The sequence below is a fragment of the Synechococcus sp. CS-1333 genome (assembly GCF_025128015.1).
Taxonomy (GTDB): Bacteria; Cyanobacteriota; Cyanobacteriia; order PCC-6307; family Cyanobiaceae; genus MW101C3.
This window is the reverse complement of record NZ_JAHLYO010000032.1, coordinates 108,008-123,800: the sequence shown is the minus strand read 5'-3', so window position 1 is coordinate 123,800 and position 15,793 is coordinate 108,008. Positions and strand designations below refer to the sequence as shown.

The following is a 15,793-nucleotide window of genomic DNA, read 5'->3' as shown; positions in this document are numbered from 1 at the left end:
CAGCAAGCGACCACGGAACGAGGCTCAGCAGGCCAAGCGGGACGGGGCGCGGCACCGGAGGCAGCACTGTGACGCCCATCATCGGCGGTTGTTCAGTTCAACGCTTCCCTTTGCTCAGCGCCTGCCGGCGGCGGGATCCTGCTGGCGGTGGGATCCCGGTTTCCTGCTTCGCACTCCCGCCACAGGCTCCCCCTAGGGTGCGCACTCCCCACGCCCCACCACCATGCAAGGCTCGATGCGACCGGCCGGTGATGGCCCGGGCGCCATGTTTCAGCTGCTGATCGCCGGCGCCGTGGCGCTGCTGATCCTCTTCACCCAGACGATCTTCATCGTGCCGGCCGGCAACGTCGCCGTGGTCACCACGCTCGGCAAGGTGACCGGCAACCAGCGCGACCCAGGCCCCAACCTCAAGATCCCCTTGATTCAGGCCACCTCGTTCTTTGATGTGCGCACCCAGGTGCGGCCGGAGCAGTTCTCCACCCTCACCAAGGATCTGCAGGTGATCGAGGCCACCGCCACGGTGAAGTACGCGATCAAGCCCAGCGAGGCGGCCCGCGTGTTCGAAACGATCGCCACCGATAACTCCCAGATCTATCCACGGGTGATCCAGCCCTCGTTGCTCAAGGCGCTCAAATCGGTGTTTTCCCAGTACGAGCTGGTGACGATCGCCACCGAATGGAACGACATCTCCGCCCTGGTGCAGGAGAAGGTGGCGGAAGAACTCAGCAAGTTCAACTACGTGATCGTGCAGGGCCTCGACCTCACCGGTCTGCAGATCGCCGAGGAATACCGCGCCGCCATCGAACAGAAACAGATCGCCGAGCAGCGGCTGCTGCGCGCCCAGACCGAAGTGAAGATCGCCGATCAGGAGGCCAAGCGCTACCAGATCCTCAACTCCAGCCTCGATGACCAGGTGCTCTACAAGCTGTTCCTCGACAAATGGGACGGTCAGACCTCGGTGGTACCCGCCCTGCCCGGCACCGCTCCAGGCGGTGGCACGCCGGTGATCGTCAGGGGGCGTTGAAGCCTTCTGAGCCCGCGTCAGCACGCACTCAGCCGTCTGCGCCCCGCGCCAGCCCTCACTCAGCTGACAGCGTCGCTGTGACAGGGCGGCGTGAGACCGGGGAGCTGGAATTCCAGAAACCAGAGAAATTCCCGCGACCGCCAGCCCAGATCGAAGGGAGCGGTGGCCTGCCAGTCGTGCCGCTCCAGCCCGAACGCCTCCTGCAGGTAGGCGGGCACCAGCGCTTCAATCTCGTCCTGGCCTTCAGCTTCCTCCTCCTCGAACAGGCGGTCGAGATAGAGCGCGGCGAAGATCCCCTGCTCCTCGTCGACCACCACCACCTCAAAGGGGCCATCGGCGGCGGGCAGCGGGTTCACTTCGAAGAATTCATCCCGCTCCAGGGGGTCGGTGGGCGCCTGCTCCATCAATGTGGCCAGGGCCTGCTTGAACCGTTCGAGGGTCATGGGGCCACAGGCCTGGGGGCCTCCATCCTCAACCGCAGGCGTCCGCCCAGGGGCCACAGCCACAGGGTCACGGCCAGCCAATGGATCAGCACGGGCGGCCACAGCGAGCCGCTGAGCAGAAAGACGCCCGCGCACACGGCGCCGAGCCAGCTGCAGGAGAGCAGGAAGGCCGGATCACGGAACAGCTGCCGCCCCGGCCGGTACCAGGTGGCGCCAGCCAGTGGGTGGTAGGCCACGAACAGCCCCACGCTCAGGGCGCCCCAGGCCAGCGACGACCAGGGCCCCACCCCCTCCATTGCGGCTGCCGGCAGCAGGGCGGCGCGGAACACCGCTTCCTCCCCCAGCGCTGGCATCAGCAGCAGCAGCGGCGCCTGGCGCAGCATTGGCCCCAGCGGTCGCCAGCGCCAGCCCTGCCGCAGCAGGCCGCTGCGCCGCGCCAGTGGCAGGGCCACCAGTGCGTACAGCAGCATTCCCAGCGCCGCCACCAGCCCATTGCCGCCCAGCAGCGGCGTGCTCACCGCATCGGAGAGCCGCCGCAGCGGCACCGACAACCAGGGCCACTGGCCGAGCAGCAGCGTGGGTGCCAGCGGCAGCAGCTCGGGGTCGCGGCCCGGCACCTGGTTGGTGCGTTGGAACCACAGCTGCGAGCCGTTCTGGAGGAACACGCGGGCGATGTCGTCATGGCCGCGGCGGGGCAGCATCGAACGCCAGCTCAGCAGGGCATCGCGCACGCTCTGGCCGCGCACGAAGTGCTGCTCACCGCTGGTGAGCGTGTCAGCGCCGGCCACCACTGCCGCGTTGCGCACCCAGTCGGAGCGCACCATGCCGAAGGGAGTGAGCAGGTCGTCGAGTGACCGGCCCAGGGCCAGCAGCCGCTCGAAGCGCCGGCTGTCGCTGTCGTTGGGATGGGCGCGCCACCAGGCCATCAGCCCGGGATCGGCCAGCACCTGCTGGCGCAGCCGTTGCAGTGCGATGTAGAGGGTCTGGCTGGAATCCTGCACGCAGGAGGTGGCCGGCGTCACCGACGACAGGCCCGTGCCGTCGCCGCTGCGGTAACGGGCCATCATCACGTTGGCCTGCACCCCCAGTTCATCGAGCAGGGAGAAGCGGCGGTGGCCGAGCTGCACGTCGCTGAACAGGTCCTGACGGATCAGCACATCGGAGATCGGTCGCAGCCACAGCCAGCCCCGCTGCAGATCGCCGCTGTAGGCACTCCAGTCCTGGGTGCCGGCCACGATGCCGTTGGGGTTGTTGGCATAGATCTGGTGAAAGCGCAGCGCAAACAGCGGCTCACCGCTGAAGGGGTCGCGCCCCAGTTCGGCGTCACCAAAGGCGAAGTGGCCGGTCACGGTGCCGGCCACGATCGCTTCGCCAGCGGGCCCGCCGATGCCGCCGAAGCTGTGGATCAGCAGGCCCCGCTCGCCCAGCTGCCAGCTGCCTTCTCCCCCCACCTGCACCCGTGAGAAGCGGCCCTTGCGCTCGGGGGTGCGGGCCCAGTTGCGGTGCAGCACGTAGTCGAGGCCGGCGCCGCGGCCCTGCACCAGCTGATCGGCCTGGGGCTGCAGCAGCGCCCGGGGCAGCAGTGCCTGGGCCGTGAACAGGCCGCTGGCATCGGGCGCGCCGTACACCAGCCAGCCGGAGGCGCCGATCGGATCCCCCACCAGGCCATCCGGGTTGAACAGCCGGCGCCCATCGCGATCGGGTGGCTGCCGCGGAATCCGCACCACGTCCAGCGGGCCGCTGAATCCGCCCTGGCGCCGATCGAAGTGCCGCACCTCGAAGCGATCGCCGTCGGGGTTCTCGGCGGCGGCGGCTGGTTGCAGCAGTTGCACCAGGGCCACGTAGCGCCCGGTGATCTGCACCGGCGGCTGGGCGATCGCCAGGCCGGGGCTGCCGGTAGGGCTGGTAGTGAGCTCTACGTCCTCAAGCCGCACGATCACGTCGTCGTGGGGGCGAGCCCCGGCCAGCGATTGCAGCGGACCCACGCCGCGGCGGCCATCGAGCCGCTGCGGCACCACGTTGCCGGCAGCGATCGCCGCATGGGCCGCCGCATCCAAGCGGATGTCGGTGCTGACGGTGCGCACCATGGCCTGCAACGGCGGCCGCTCCTGCCAGCCCAGCCGCAGCCGCTGGCCCACCAGTTTCTCGTGCTGGGGAGGCGCGTGCTGCACCTCCAGCCACACCCAGTCGGCGCCGGAATCCTGGGCGCTTTGACCCTGACCGGCGGGATCCGCGGCGCGCGCCTCCGGCAGGATCAGCCGGCCGATCCAGGCGCCGTTCGGCTTGTAGAGCGCCGGATCGGGACGCTGATCAAGGGGGTAGTGATCTGGGCGGTTGAAGGGTTGCTCCCAGGCCAGGGCGTAGCTGGACGGCCTGGTCGCCGCCGGCGCCGACTGAAGCATGGGCAGCAGAACCGCCAGCAAGGCCGCCAGAACAGCGGCGAGACCGGCGGCGAAACCAGCGGCCAGGGTCGCCGCCCTTCTGGTGCTGGGCAGGGGCCGCAGCCGGCGCGTTCGGGGAGGCACGACGGCGACCGGGGGAAGAGCCGAGGTTACGGGAGCCACTTGGCTGCTGTTTTGCATGCCAGTCGGTTGCCAAGCCCACTTGTTCAGGGCGTGACGCAGCCCGGCCTGGCTACAACAGAGGCAGGAGCTGTCTGCGCGTGGCCTTGCAATGTCCCCCTTCCCCGACTACCCGGTCCCCGTCGATGAACTCCAGCGGTTGCGCTCGCTGGAGCGCCACGACCTGCTCAACCATCGCAAGGATCCGCACCTCGATCGCCTGCTGGAGCTGGCCACCGAGTTGCTTGACACACCGATCGGCCTGATCTCCCTGATCGATGCCGACCGCCAGTTGTTCATCGCCCGCCAGGGGCTGGAGATCGAGGAGACACCGCGCAAGATGGCCTTCTGTGCCCATGCCATCGCCGGCAACGGCGTGCTTGTGGTGCCCGATGCGCTCGAAGACCCGCGCTTCAACACCAATCCCCTCGTGCTGGAGGAGCCCAGGATTCGCTTCTATGCAGGCGCACCGCTTACCTCTGAAGACGGCCACAACCTCGGCACGCTGTGCGTGATCGACCGCAAGCCTCGCCAGCCCAGCGATCAGCAGATCCGTCTTCTGGAGCGCATTGCGGAATTGGCGATGCGGGAAATCGAGATGCGCCGCCAGTCGCTGCATTGCCCGATCACCCATCTGCTGGGGCGCAGCCTTTTCCTGCAGCTCGGCGAACTCGAACTGAGGCATGCGCGGGAGCGTCAGGTGCCGTTGTCGTTGGTGATTCTCGACATTGACAACTTCAGGATGATCAACAGCCGTTCAGGCCACAAGGCGGGCGATGAGGTGCTGGTGAAAGTGGCCGATCTCTGCCGCAGCCACGCGGCGGACCAGGATCTGATCGGACGGGTGGGCGACGAGGAGTTCGCGATTCTGCTGATCAACAGCACCGATGAGCAGGCCACCTGGTTGGCGGAAAGCGTGCTGGAGGGCGCCCACCATATTGGTGTGTCGTCCTTCCACAGCGAGCAGCAGATTCATCTCAGCGGTGGAGTCACCACCATGAGCGACACCGACGCCGATTTCGCCGGCATGTTCCAGCGGGCAACCAAAGCCTCCGAACTGGCCCGGATAAACGGTCGCGATCAGATTGTGGCGATGGAAAGGGAATGAAGGCCGCTCCGCCCCAACAACCCTGCGGAGGTGCCCCTTGGGGGGGTGGCTTCTTGTGCTCAGGGAGGCGGAGCGGACGGATCCGCTGCTGAAGTCTTGAAGGTGCGCCACTGCACCTGTTCGATCGAACCGAGGCGCTCAGCCGGTTTGCCTTCCAGACGGGCCGTCACCAGGTCGGGGCGCCCGGCCAGCACCTTGAGTCCATCGCCGAGCGGAAAGTGGCGCTCCCCCTTGAAGGTGCCGCGGAACACCACCTCCTCGCCGGCAGGGCCGCCCACCTGGCGCACTTCCAGCCAGCTGGGGGAACTGCTGCTCAGCAGCAGATCGCCAGGAGCTGGCGGCACGGCCACCGGGGCAACCATGGCAGGGGCTGGTTCGTTGGCCGGGGGCTCGGGCCGTGCAGGGGAGGGGGCAGCTGGCTGCGCCGAAAGCCGTGTCTGGAGGGTGCCGGCATCGAAGCGCCGCCAGCCCCACACCAGCGCCGATCCAGCGCCCACAATCAGAGCCATCACGGCAATGGAACGGACCATCACGCCTGCGGCGGCGGTCTTGGCGGACCCTGGCGCCGTCTGCTGTGTCGTTGAGGTGCTCGGGTCCAGGCAGCGGTGGGTGAGGCCACTTTTCTGCAGGTTGCGCAGCGGCTGCAACAACGGCGCCACATCCAGCCCGAGCACCCCGGCCACGCGCTGCGCTTGGGCAATCACGTACACCAGCTCGGGCAGGGCGGCACGGTCGCCGGCTTCAAGCGCGTTCAACTGCTCCTCGCGGAAGAACAGGCGCTTGGCAAGCTCCGCCAGGGCAATGCCCTTGGCCTCGCGTGCTTTACGGAGCTGGGCTCCCAATGCGCCCAGTGCATTAGCCGAGGCCTGATCCTGGGCGTCCACGTCGGGCACGGGTTGGTTGGAGGGACTGCCCTCGCTCATGGTGTGGATCTCTGAGAGGGGGAGGTCAGAGGATTTGTAGCTCGAAATGGTGCTGATTGATGTCCATGGGAGGGTTCCTTTTCAGCATGGGTAAAGCTGCCCGCCAATCGCTAGCAAAACGTGAGAGATCTTGTGGCTTTGAATCTTCACACCTGCCTGATTTTGAAGCAGCCTGTGTGAAGGAGAACTGGCTTCTCGGTGAATGGATCCATCCCTCGTGCAGCAACCTGCTCTGGCCATTGCATGAGAGCAGGTCAAACGGCCGTGCGATTCGGCGGAGCAAGCCCACTCAGCTGGGCAAAGCGCGCTCAATAGAGGCGGCTGAGCACGAAGTCCGGCAGGGCCTTGAGGGCGTCGCTGGAGGCGGAAGGCGGTAGCCACTGGAGCGCTTCGCCGGCCTCTCGGGCAAAACCTTCGGCCAGCGCGCGCGACCGGGGGATCGCTTCGCAGCCCCGCACCAGCTCCAGCGCCTGATCAAGGTCGCCGGGTTCGCAGAGCTCTCGCTCGATCAGCCCGGCCAGGGGCGGACGTTCCTCAAGGGCGAAGAGCACCGGGGCCGTGAGGTAGCCGGCGGCCAGATCGCTGGCAGCAGGCTTTCCCAGTTGCTGATCGCTGCCGGTGAAGTCGAGGATGTCGTCGACCACCTGGAAGGCCAGGCCCAACTGGCGGCCGAAGCGGTAGAGCTGATCGAGGCGATCGACCGGCAGGTTGCTCAGCACCCCGGCGGCGCGGGCGCTGTTGGCGATCAGCGAGGCAGTTTTGCAGTAGCTCTTTTCGAGGTAGGTCTCGAAGCTCTGGCCGGTGTCGTAGCGAAACAGCCCCTGTCGCACTTCGCCGTCGGCCAGGTCCATGATCACGCGCGAGAGCAGCTTCACCACATCGAGGTCGTCGAGGTTGGCGAGGTGCCAGCTGGCCTGGGCGAAAAGGAAATCGCCCGCCAGCACCGCCAGGCGATTGTTGAAGCGGCTGTGGACCGTGTCCACGCCGCGGCGGGTGGAGGCCTCATCGACCACGTCGTCGTGGACGAGGGAGGCGGTGTGAATCATTTCGGTGATCTCAGCCAGGCGCCGGTGCCGGCTGGAGAGCTCACCATCAGGGCTGAGAGCCCGTGAGAGCAGCAGAACCACGCCGGGGCGGATCCGTTTGCCACCGGCACTAAAGAGGTGCTCAGCTGCAGCCTGGAGGATCGGGTGGCCGGCGCCGATCAGGCTGCGCAGATCGCTCAGCAGAGTTTCGAGGTCGTTCTCGACCGGCTGGAGCAATTGCGCGACCGTGGCCATGACCCCTGCTCAGTGGATGGATCCTAGAAGGCCTGGATCGGCGCTGAGAGCGCCACCTGCTCCACCACCGGCCGCCAGCCCAGCCAGGGCATGGCTGCACGGGCGAAGGCCTCCGGATCGCCGGTCACGCAGAAGCGGCTGCCACTGGCCAGAGCGGGAGACGGGTGCAGGCCGCAGAGCTGCGGCACCGGCGCCGGCGTTCGGCCGATGCAGACCGACAGGCGCGCCACGGCGGCCTCGGCCGGATCCACCAGCACCACGTGCTGGGGCAGCAGCTCCCGCAGCAGGTCTTCCAGCAGCGGGTAGTGGGTGCAGCCAAGCACGACGGTGTCCACATCGGCGGCCAGCAGGGGCTTCAGATAGGTGTGGGCCGCCTCGCGCAGCTGCGGGTCGGTGAGATCACCCCGCTCGATCAGGGGCACGAAGGCGGGGCAGCCCACTTCCACCACCTTGATGAACGGACGCACGGCGCGCAGGGCGCGTCCATAGGCGCCGCTGGCTGCGGTGGCCGGCGTGGCCAGCACGCCCACCCGTTCCCCCTGCACCACGGTGGCAGCACTGTCGATCAGACCCAGCACCGGCACCTCGCGGCCGGCAATGGCCTCCACCACATCAAGGGCCAGGGCATGGGTGGTGTTGCAGGCCATCAGCACCACATCGACCGACTGCAGCTGCAGCCAGCTCACCACCTCGGCGGCAATCGAGCGGATCTCCCCCCTGGAGCGCTCGCCATAGGGCACCCTGGCGGTGTCGCCCAGGTAGATGTAGGGCTGGTCGGGATGCCGCTCCACCAGGCGGCGCAGCACGGTCAGGCCGCCGAGTCCGCTGTCGAGCAGGCCGATGCGTCGCTTGCTCATCCGCCCCCCAGGTAACGCATGATGCCGCGGGTGATGGCCTGGGCCAGCCGCTGGCGGTGTTCCGCATCCGCCAGCCGGGGGGAATCCAGATCGCCTGTCACGAAGCCGGTTTCCGCCAGCGCCGCGGGCATCACCGTTCGGCGGATCACGAAGAAGCGGCCGGTCTTGACGCCGCGGTCGGGGCTGCCGGGTGAAACCCGCAGCATCTCCTCCTGCACGGCCTCCGCCAGCGCCCGCGACTGAGCGCCCTGGAAGTAGAAGGTTTCGATGCCGTTCACATCCGGCCGGGCCATGCTCAGGGCGTTGGCGTGGATGCTGAGGAAGGCCTGGGCACCGCTGCTGTTCGCCAGCGCCACCCGCGGCGGCAGGTCGACGTCGATTTCGGAGGTGCGCGTCAGCACCACCTGCACACCCTTGCTCTGCAGCAGCTGGGCCACCTGCAACGAGATGTCGAGCACCACATCGGTTTCCCGCAGCCCGCCGATGCCCACGGCGCCCGGGTCGGGTCCGCCGTGGCCCGGATCGATCACCACCCGGAAGCGGCCACGCGGCACTGCGGGCATGCCGCCGGTGGAGGGGAGGGGGCGGCTGCCGCCGAAAGGAGTCGGCCGTACCCAGCCTCCGCCTGCCACCTCCACATTGCCTTCGCCGAGGGTGGAGATCAGCCGGTTGGAGCCCAGCCCGGTCAGCTCGAGGCGCCAGCGGTCGCGGGCGGTGCCCACCAGGCGCATGTTGCGCGGATCGAGCTGGGTGCCTGGGGCGAATTCGAGCACAAGGCGGGTGGTGCCGGGATCGGGCTTGCCGATGCGCACCTCGCGCAGGGCGCCGCTGCCGCGCAGGGTGCGAGGCCGCACCGGGGCGCCGGGGAGGTCGATCCACACCCGAGGACCCTGGGCGCCCCTGCCGCTTTCGTAGAAGGCCTGCAGGGAGATTGAGGGCGAGGTTCGCAGCTCAAGCACCCCATCCCGGCTGACGCGCCAGGCGGCCAGGGCGCTGGCGGCGTGGGCCGGCAGAGAGGCCAGCAGCAGGGCAGACGGCGCGAGCGTGGCGAGGGCGATCGCGCGGCACGACGCCCGCAGCGTGGTGAGCAGTGACGGGCAGGGCTTCCCCAGGGTCAGAACAGCGAAGGACGGCGGTGGTTCAGGCTCGGCATCTGGGTGCGAACCCGTTGGCCATGATCAGGGTCGACCGGCGCCACCGCCAGCCCGGGGGAAATTCCCGCATCCGCCAGCACCGTGCCCCATGGGTCGATCACCAGGGCGTGGCCATGGCTCTGCCTGCGTCCGTAGTGCAGGCCGGTCTGGGCCGGTGCCATCACGTAGGCCGTGTTCTCGATCGCCCGCGCCTGCAGCAGCACCTGCCAGTGGTCCTTGCCGGTGAAGGCGGTGAAGGCGGCCGGAATCATGATGAGTTCAGCACCAGCACCGGCTAGGTGGCGGTAGAGCTCGGGAAAGCGGACGTCGTAACAGATCGAAAGTCCGATGCGGCACAGGCCCGGCACATCCACCACCGGCGGCAAGGTATCGCCCGCTTTGACCGTTCCCGACTCCCGATAGGTGTTGCCATCGGGAAGATCCACGTCGAAGAGGTGGATCTTGTCGTAGCGGGCCAGCAGCTGGCCTTCGGTGCCCACCAGCTCTGCGCGGTTGAAGGTGGCCCGCTCCCCTGCCGGCACCGGATAGCCGCCGCCCAGCAGAGTCACCTGGTAGCGCCGCGCCATCGTGACCAGAAAGCGGCTGCAGCGTTCGGCCAGGCTGCCCGCCAGCTCCAGCCGCCGCTCGTCGTTGCCCATGAAGGCGAAGTTCTCGGGCAGCCCCACCAGATCGGCGCCGCGCCGGGCCGCCAGATCGATCAGCTCCTCGGCGGCCGCGAAATTGGACTCCGGATCGGGCGTGCTGGTGAGTTGCAGAGCAGCGGCCAGGAAGCTCGTCACCATGAGCAGGGAAGAGGTCGGCGGAACTGTAAGGGAGCTGCCTTCCGGCGCCGGAAAGGGGCTGGGCGCCGGCTTCAGCTGGCTTTGAGTACGCCTGGCTCGGCCTGCATCGGCACGATCTCAAGCGAATCCACGGTGGCGCAGCAGCGGAAATCATCGTCGTGATCGCCCAGGCCGATCAGCCGCCGGCCATGGCTGGCGGTACGCAGGCAGCCTTCGGGATCGTGGCGCCACTGCTCCCACAGCGCCAGCGCCGCCACCATCTCGTCATTGCCCGCCTCCACTGACCGGCCGCCAGCGGCTGCGGCATCCATCGCCGCCTGGGCCACCGCGCCAGCCGCCAGGGTGTCTTCCAGCGAATAGGAGCCCTCCCAGCCGCTGCCCACGATCCACACCTGCTCGCACTGCCGCTCCAGCAGCCGCGCCGCCACTGCTGCGCGGTTGGGCAGGCAGGCGGTCAGCAGCAGGGGCACAGTGCACACCTTGTCAAGCGAGCGGGTGCCGTTGGTGGTGCTCATGAAGATGCGCTTGCCCGCCACCAGCGCCGGCGTGACAGCCAGGGGGGAGTTGCCGAGATCGAAGCCCTCCACCCGGGCGCCGCCCCGTTCGCCGGCTGTGAGCCGTTGCGCGGCCGGCCAGGCCGCGGCCGCGGCCTTGAGGCTGTCGAGATCGGCGAACGCCTGCACCGCCTCGGCGCCGTTCTGGAGTGCCCAGGCGATCGTGGTGGTGGCGCGCAGCACGTCGATCACCACGGCCGCATCCGGGCCCGCCGCCGCCGCTCCAGGGCCGCGGTCTGGCACATCTTCGGAGGTGTGGAAGGTATGGATCTGCACGGCGCAGGGCACGGGTCGCGTGCGTCACAGTAGGCAGCGACGCTCATGACCCACTCAATGACGGCCACGCTGCCGCGGAGTTCCACCAGAGATCTGCGGGGCTTTCTGTCGCTACTGGAGCAGCGCGGCCAGCTGCGGCGGATCACAGCCCCCGTCGACCCCGACCAGGAACTGGCCGCCATCGCCGACCGGGTGCTGGCCCGCGGGGGCCCTGGCCTGCTGTTCGAGAACGTGATCGGCAGCCCGATGCCGGTGGCTGTGAACCTGCTCGGCACCGTGCAGCGGGTGGTGTGGAGCATGGGCCTGGAGTCGGCCGAAGAGCTGGAGGATCTCGGCGCGCGGCTGGCCCTGCTGCAGCAGCCCCGGCCGCCGAAGGGGCTGCGCGAGGCGGTGCGCTTCGGCGGGGTGCTCTGGGATGTGGTGAAGGCCCGCCCCGACCTCGACCTGCTGCCGCCCTGCCACCAGCAGGTGTTCAAGGGGGAGGACGTGAACCTCGACAGCCTGCCGCTGCTGCGCCCCTGGCCCGGCGATGCCGGCGGGGTGATCACGCTCGGCCTGGTGATCACCAAGGACCCGGAAACGGGCGTGCCCAACGTGGGTGTCTACCGGCTGCAGCGCCAGTCGGTGAACACCATGACGGTGCACTGGCTGAGCGTGCGTGGCGGTGCCCGCCACCTGCGCAAGGCGGCGGCCATGGGCAAGCCCCTGGAGGTGGCCGTGGCGATCGGCGTGCACCCCCTGCTGGTGATGGCCGCCGCCACCCCGATCCCTGTGCAGCTCTCCGAATGGCTATTCGCCGGCATCTACGCCGGCGAAGGGGTGCGGCTGGCCAAGTGCAAAACAGTGAACCTGGAGGTGCCCAGCCACAGCGAAGTGGTGCTGGAGGGCACGATCACCCCCGGCGAGGAACTGCCCGACGGCCCCTTCGGTGATCACATGGGCTTCTACGGCGGCGTCGAGGCGTCCCCGCTGGTGCGCTTCCAGTGCATGACCCAGCGCCGGAACCCGGTGTTCCTCACCACCTTCAGCGGCCGCCCGCCGAAGGAGGAGGCGATGCTGGCGATCGCGCTCAACCGCATCTACACGCCGATCCTGCGGCAACAGGTGCCCGAGATCATCGATTTCTTCTTGCCGATGGAAGGGCTCAGCTACAAGCTGGCTGTGCTCTCGATCGACAAGGCCTATCCAGGCCAGGCGAAGCGGGCAGCGATGGCCTTCTGGACCGTCCTGCCCCAGTTCACCTACACCAAGTTCGTGGTGGTGGTCGACAAGTCGATCAACATCCGCGACCCGCGCCAGGTGATCTGGGCCATCAGTGCCCAGGTGGATCCCCAGCGTGATCTGTTCGTGCTGGAGGACACCCCGTTTGACACGCTGGATTTCGCCAGCGAGCGTCTGGGGCTGGGCGGCCGTCTGGCGATCGATGCCACCACCAAGGTCGGGCCGGAAAAGCGCCACGACTGGGGCGAACCGCTCCGCCGGCCGGCGGCGATCGAAGACCGGCTCGATGCCCGCTGGCAGGAGCTGGGCCTGGCCGACATCGACGCCACCGAACCGGATCCCACCCTGTTCGGCTACACCCTCGAGAACGTGCTGGAGCGTCTGGCGGCACGGCGTTGATCAAGCGCCGCGGCCTGCAGGCGCTCAAGGCGCTGCTGGAGCTGGCCAGGGAGCCGGGCGCCTGGCGCTCGGTGACGCAGATCGCCGCCGCTCAGTCGATTCCGGCCCCGATGCTGGAGCAACTTCTGCTGCAGTTGCGGCGGGCCGATCTGGTGGAGGCGCGCCGGGGCCGCAGCGGCGGCTACCGCCTGCGGCGGGTACCGGCGGCGATTCCTGTCGCCACCGTGCTGCAAGCCGTGCAGGCTGATCCGGCGCTGGGGCCGGCGGCAGCTACGGCCAGCGACCCGGCACTGGCGGGCGAGCAGGTGGCCCAGGCTCTGGTGCGGCGTCTGCAGCGGGCGCTGGAGCAGGAACTGGCCGTGCTCACGCTCGAGGAACTTCTCTTCGATCTGCGCAGCTGGCAGGAATGCCTCAGTGAAGACGGCGGCCTGATGGTGGGCTAACGCACAGAGCGGCCTGCGGAACCGCCGAACCCGGCCAGGATGGCCAGGTGTTGATCACGCGCTGATGCCCGACCGCGACGCCATCGAGTTCGCCGAACGGCGCCGCATGGCCGAACGGGATCAGGGGCTGGTGCCCTGGGCGCTCTGGGGCAGCTACCTACCTGATCGTCAGTGGGGCACGGTGCGGGAGGACTATTCCGCCGACGGCGATGCCTGGCGCTCCTTCCCGCACGACCACGCCCGCTCGCGCGTGTACCGCTGGGGGGAGGACGGCCTGTTGGGCCTGTGCGACGAGCACGCCCGCCTCTGCTTTTCGGTGGCGCTCTGGAACGGCCTCGATCCCATCCTCAAGGAGCGGCCCTTCGGGCTGGGCAACCCGGAAGGCAACCACGGCGAAGACATCAAGGACTACACCTTTCACCTGGCCAACACCCCCACCCACAGCTTCATGCGGGGGCTGTACAAGTACCCCCAGCGCTGCTTCCCCTACGACCACCTGATCCACGAGAACGGGCGGCGCGGGCGCGACAGCCCGGAATACGAGCTTGTCGACACCGGGCTGTTCGACGACGACCGTTACTTCGATGTGGAGGTGGAGTACGCGAAGGCGGCGGCCGACGACCTGCTGATCCGCTTGCGCCTCACCAACCGAGGCCCTGATCCTGCCCCGCTCACCCTCCTGCCCACCCTGTGGTTGCGCAACACCTGGAGCTGGGGCTATGCGGGCGCGCTCGAGCAGCCGCTGGAGCTTGAAGGGGATCTGCTGCGCACCCCTGTGCTGCCTGGCCTCGGGTCGTACCGGCTGGCCTGCGCCGAGCCTGGCCCCTGGATCTTCACCGACAACGAGACCAACACCGAGCGCCTGTTCCGCCAGCCCAACCAGCGGCCGTATCAGAAGGACGGCTTTCACCGGTATGTGGTGGAGGGGGAGGAGGGAGCCATCAACCCCGCCCAGCGGGGCACCAAGGCGGCCCGCTTGCTGCGCCGCACACTGGCCCCGGGGGAGACCTGGGTGGTGGACCTGCGCCTGTGGGCGGGCGAGCAGCCGGCGGCGTTCGGCGCGGCGTTCGAGGCCACCCATCAGGCGCGCGAGCAGGAATGGAGGGCCTACTTCGAGCACTGCGTGCCTGGGCTGGAAGCCGACGACCGCCGCATTCACCTCGCAGGCGCCGCCGGATTGCTGTGGTGCAAGAAGTACTACAGCTGGGACGTGAAACGCTGGCTGGAGGGGGATCCGGGCCAGCCGGTGCCGCCGCCGGAGCGCTTCAGGAGCGCCAATGCGGCCTGGCGCCGTCTGCATGTGGAAGATGTGATCTCCATGCCCGATTCATGGGAATACCCCTATTTCTGCCAGTGGGATCTGATGGTGCATGCCGTGGCCTTCGCCGGCTTCGATCCGGCCACCGCCAAGGAGCAGTGCATGTTGCTGCGCAGCCCCCGCTTCACGGCGCCCAACGCCCAGACCCCTGCCTACGAATGGGCGCTCTCCGATCCGAACCCACCGATCGGCGCCTGGGCGGCGATGCGTGTTTATCAGATCGACCGCAAGCAGAACGGTGAACCGGACATGCCTTTTCTGCGGGCGGCGCTGCGCAAGCTGCTGCTGGAATATGGCTGGTGGGCTAACCGCAATGATCGTTCGGGCGACAATGTGTTCGAGGGAGGATTCCTCGGGCTGGATAACATTGCCGTGTTCGACCGGCGCTTTCCGCTCGCCGATGGTAGCCACATCGGCGAAAGCGATGGCATCGCCTGGATGGCGTCGCTGAGCCTGAATCTGCTCAACATCAGCGTGGAGCTGAGCGTGAGTGAACCGGAGTATGCGGATCTGTGTGAGCGTTTTGTCTACGACTTCGTGCAGCTCAACCTCACGCTCAACACCCCCACAGACAACGAATTTCTGAACTGGGATGAACAGGATGGCTTCTACTACGACGTGATCAAGCGGCCCGATGGCAGCACCGATTTCCTGCGCAGCCGCTCGATTGCTGGCCTGATTCCCCTGCTGGCGGTGGCCAGTTTCGATCAGGAAACGCTGGAACGTCTGCCGGTGCTGGATGTGAAGAACAGCATGGCGTGGTACACCCACGAGCGCACCTCCCCTTCCTGGGTGGAAACGCACCTGGGCCGGCGCCACAACGACCGGCTGTTGTTTTCCCTGGTGCCGGAAGATCGGCTGCGCCGCATCTGTGAGCGGCTGTTCGATGAAGCGGAGTTCCTGTCCCCCTATGGCATCCGCTCTCTGTCGAAGGTGTATGAAACCGCACCCTTCTGCTACACCGAAGGCAGTGAATCAGATTGCCTCTCCTATTCACCGGCGGACAGCCCGGTGGCCATGTTCGGTGGCAACTCCAACTGGCGTGGGCCGGTGTGGATGCCGCTTAATTATCTGTTGATCGAATCTCTGCAAAAATTCGGCCATTTCTATGGCGACAGCTTCACGGTGGAGTTCCCCACCGGCTCCGGCGTATGGCTCAGCCTCTGGGATGTGTCGTTGAAGCTGGAGCAGCGTCTGGTGAATCTTTTCCGCCGTGACAGCCGGGGCCGGCGCGCCTTCCTCGGGGATGTGGATCTGTTTCAGCACAACCCCCATTGGCGTGATCTGATCCAGTTTCATGAGTATTTCCATGGCGACAATGGCCGTGGGGTGGGCGCCAGCCACCAGACCGGCTGGAGTGCGATCGTCTGCAAGATGATCAACCAACTCTCCCAATATCCACTGCCCTGATCGCAGCAGCTGTCTCTGCCTTCCCCTCTGTTCCGCCGCC

13 protein-coding genes are annotated in these 15,793 nt (G+C 67.8%); 5 read left to right on the top strand and 8 right to left on the bottom strand.

Annotation, left to right across the window (positions count from 1 at the left end; genetic code table 11):
- Nucleotides 1–223: 223 nt before the first annotated feature.
- Nucleotides 224–1,024 carry a prohibitin family protein gene (locus tag KQ303_RS12835; protein WP_094512986.1) on the top strand — a complete coding sequence of 267 codons (801 nt, stop codon included), beginning with the start codon at nucleotides 224–226 and terminating at the stop codon, nucleotides 1,022–1,024.
- Nucleotides 1,025–1,083: 59 nt separating this feature from the next.
- On the opposite strand, the gene KQ303_RS12830 is transcribed toward KQ303_RS12835, so the two are convergent.
- Nucleotides 1,084–1,467 (bottom strand): hypothetical protein, encoded by a 384-nt coding sequence (locus KQ303_RS12830; protein WP_259730583.1) that lies wholly within the window; start codon nucleotides 1,465–1,467, stop codon nucleotides 1,084–1,086.
- Complete coding sequence (locus KQ303_RS12825) at nucleotides 1,464–3,992, bottom strand: type II CAAX prenyl endopeptidase Rce1 family protein (RefSeq protein WP_259730582.1); 2,529 nt, start codon at nucleotides 3,990–3,992, stop codon at nucleotides 1,464–1,466. Before KQ303_RS12825 ends, KQ303_RS12830 begins: the two co-directional genes overlap by 4 nt.
- Before the next feature lie 148 nt (nucleotides 3,993–4,140).
- Between KQ303_RS12825 and KQ303_RS12820 the strand changes: the two genes are divergently transcribed.
- Entirely contained in the window at nucleotides 4,141–5,136 is a 996-nt protein-coding gene (locus KQ303_RS12820; RefSeq protein WP_255100765.1) for a sensor domain-containing diguanylate cyclase, read from the top strand.
- A gap of 59 nt (nucleotides 5,137–5,195) precedes the next feature.
- Here the strand turns inward: KQ303_RS12820 and KQ303_RS12815 are convergent, their stop codons facing one another.
- From KQ303_RS12815 to KQ303_RS12790, 6 genes are all read right to left on the bottom strand, one after another.
- The gene (locus KQ303_RS12815; protein WP_259730581.1) at nucleotides 5,196–6,059 is read right to left on the bottom strand and encodes a RodZ family helix-turn-helix domain-containing protein; all 864 of its coding nucleotides are present in this window, start codon (nucleotides 6,057–6,059) and stop codon (nucleotides 5,196–5,198) included.
- A gap of 308 nt (nucleotides 6,060–6,367) precedes the next feature.
- Nucleotides 6,368–7,339 carry a solanesyl diphosphate synthase gene (gene sds / locus KQ303_RS12810; RefSeq protein ID WP_259730580.1) on the bottom strand — a complete coding sequence of 324 codons (972 nt, stop codon included), beginning with the start codon at nucleotides 7,337–7,339 and terminating at the stop codon, nucleotides 6,368–6,370.
- Nucleotides 7,340–7,362: 23 nt separating this feature from the next.
- Nucleotides 7,363–8,196, bottom strand: coding sequence for a glutamate racemase (murI, locus tag KQ303_RS12805; protein WP_259730579.1), 834 nt, complete (start codon nucleotides 8,194–8,196; stop codon nucleotides 7,363–7,365).
- Nucleotides 8,193–9,275, bottom strand: coding sequence for an N-acetylmuramoyl-L-alanine amidase (locus tag KQ303_RS12800; RefSeq protein WP_259730632.1), 1,083 nt, complete (start codon nucleotides 9,273–9,275; stop codon nucleotides 8,193–8,195). Before KQ303_RS12800 ends, murI begins: the two co-directional genes overlap by 4 nt.
- A gap of 35 nt (nucleotides 9,276–9,310) precedes the next feature.
- Nucleotides 9,311–10,129: a carbon-nitrogen hydrolase family protein gene (locus KQ303_RS12795; protein WP_259730631.1), complete on the bottom strand. Its 819-nt coding sequence runs from the start codon at nucleotides 10,127–10,129 to the stop codon at nucleotides 9,311–9,313.
- Between the two features lie 74 nt (nucleotides 10,130–10,203).
- Nucleotides 10,204–10,962, bottom strand: a complete 759-nt coding sequence (locus tag KQ303_RS12790) for a 2-phosphosulfolactate phosphatase family protein (protein ID WP_399233774.1) — start codon at nucleotides 10,960–10,962, stop codon at nucleotides 10,204–10,206.
- Between the two features lie 57 nt (nucleotides 10,963–11,019).
- Here KQ303_RS12790 and KQ303_RS12785 point away from each other — a divergent pair, with 57 nt between their 5' ends.
- The 3 genes from KQ303_RS12785 to KQ303_RS12775 all read left to right on the top strand — a co-directional run bounded on the left by KQ303_RS12785 (nucleotide 11,020) and on the right by KQ303_RS12775 (nucleotide 15,753).
- On the top strand, nucleotides 11,020–12,582 hold the full coding sequence (locus KQ303_RS12785; RefSeq protein ID WP_255100768.1) for a UbiD family decarboxylase: 1,563 nt from the start codon (nucleotides 11,020–11,022) through the stop codon (nucleotides 12,580–12,582).
- A complete protein-coding gene (locus KQ303_RS12780; protein ID WP_094512978.1) occupies nucleotides 12,579–13,025 on the top strand; it encodes an Rrf2 family transcriptional regulator in 447 nt (148 codons plus the stop codon). Before KQ303_RS12785 ends, KQ303_RS12780 begins: the two co-directional genes overlap by 4 nt.
- A 64-nt stretch (nucleotides 13,026–13,089) precedes the next feature.
- A complete protein-coding gene (locus tag KQ303_RS12775) occupies nucleotides 13,090–15,753 on the top strand; it encodes an MGH1-like glycoside hydrolase domain-containing protein (protein WP_259730578.1) in 2,664 nt (887 codons plus the stop codon).
- The last annotated feature ends 40 nt before the right edge of the window (nucleotides 15,754–15,793 follow it).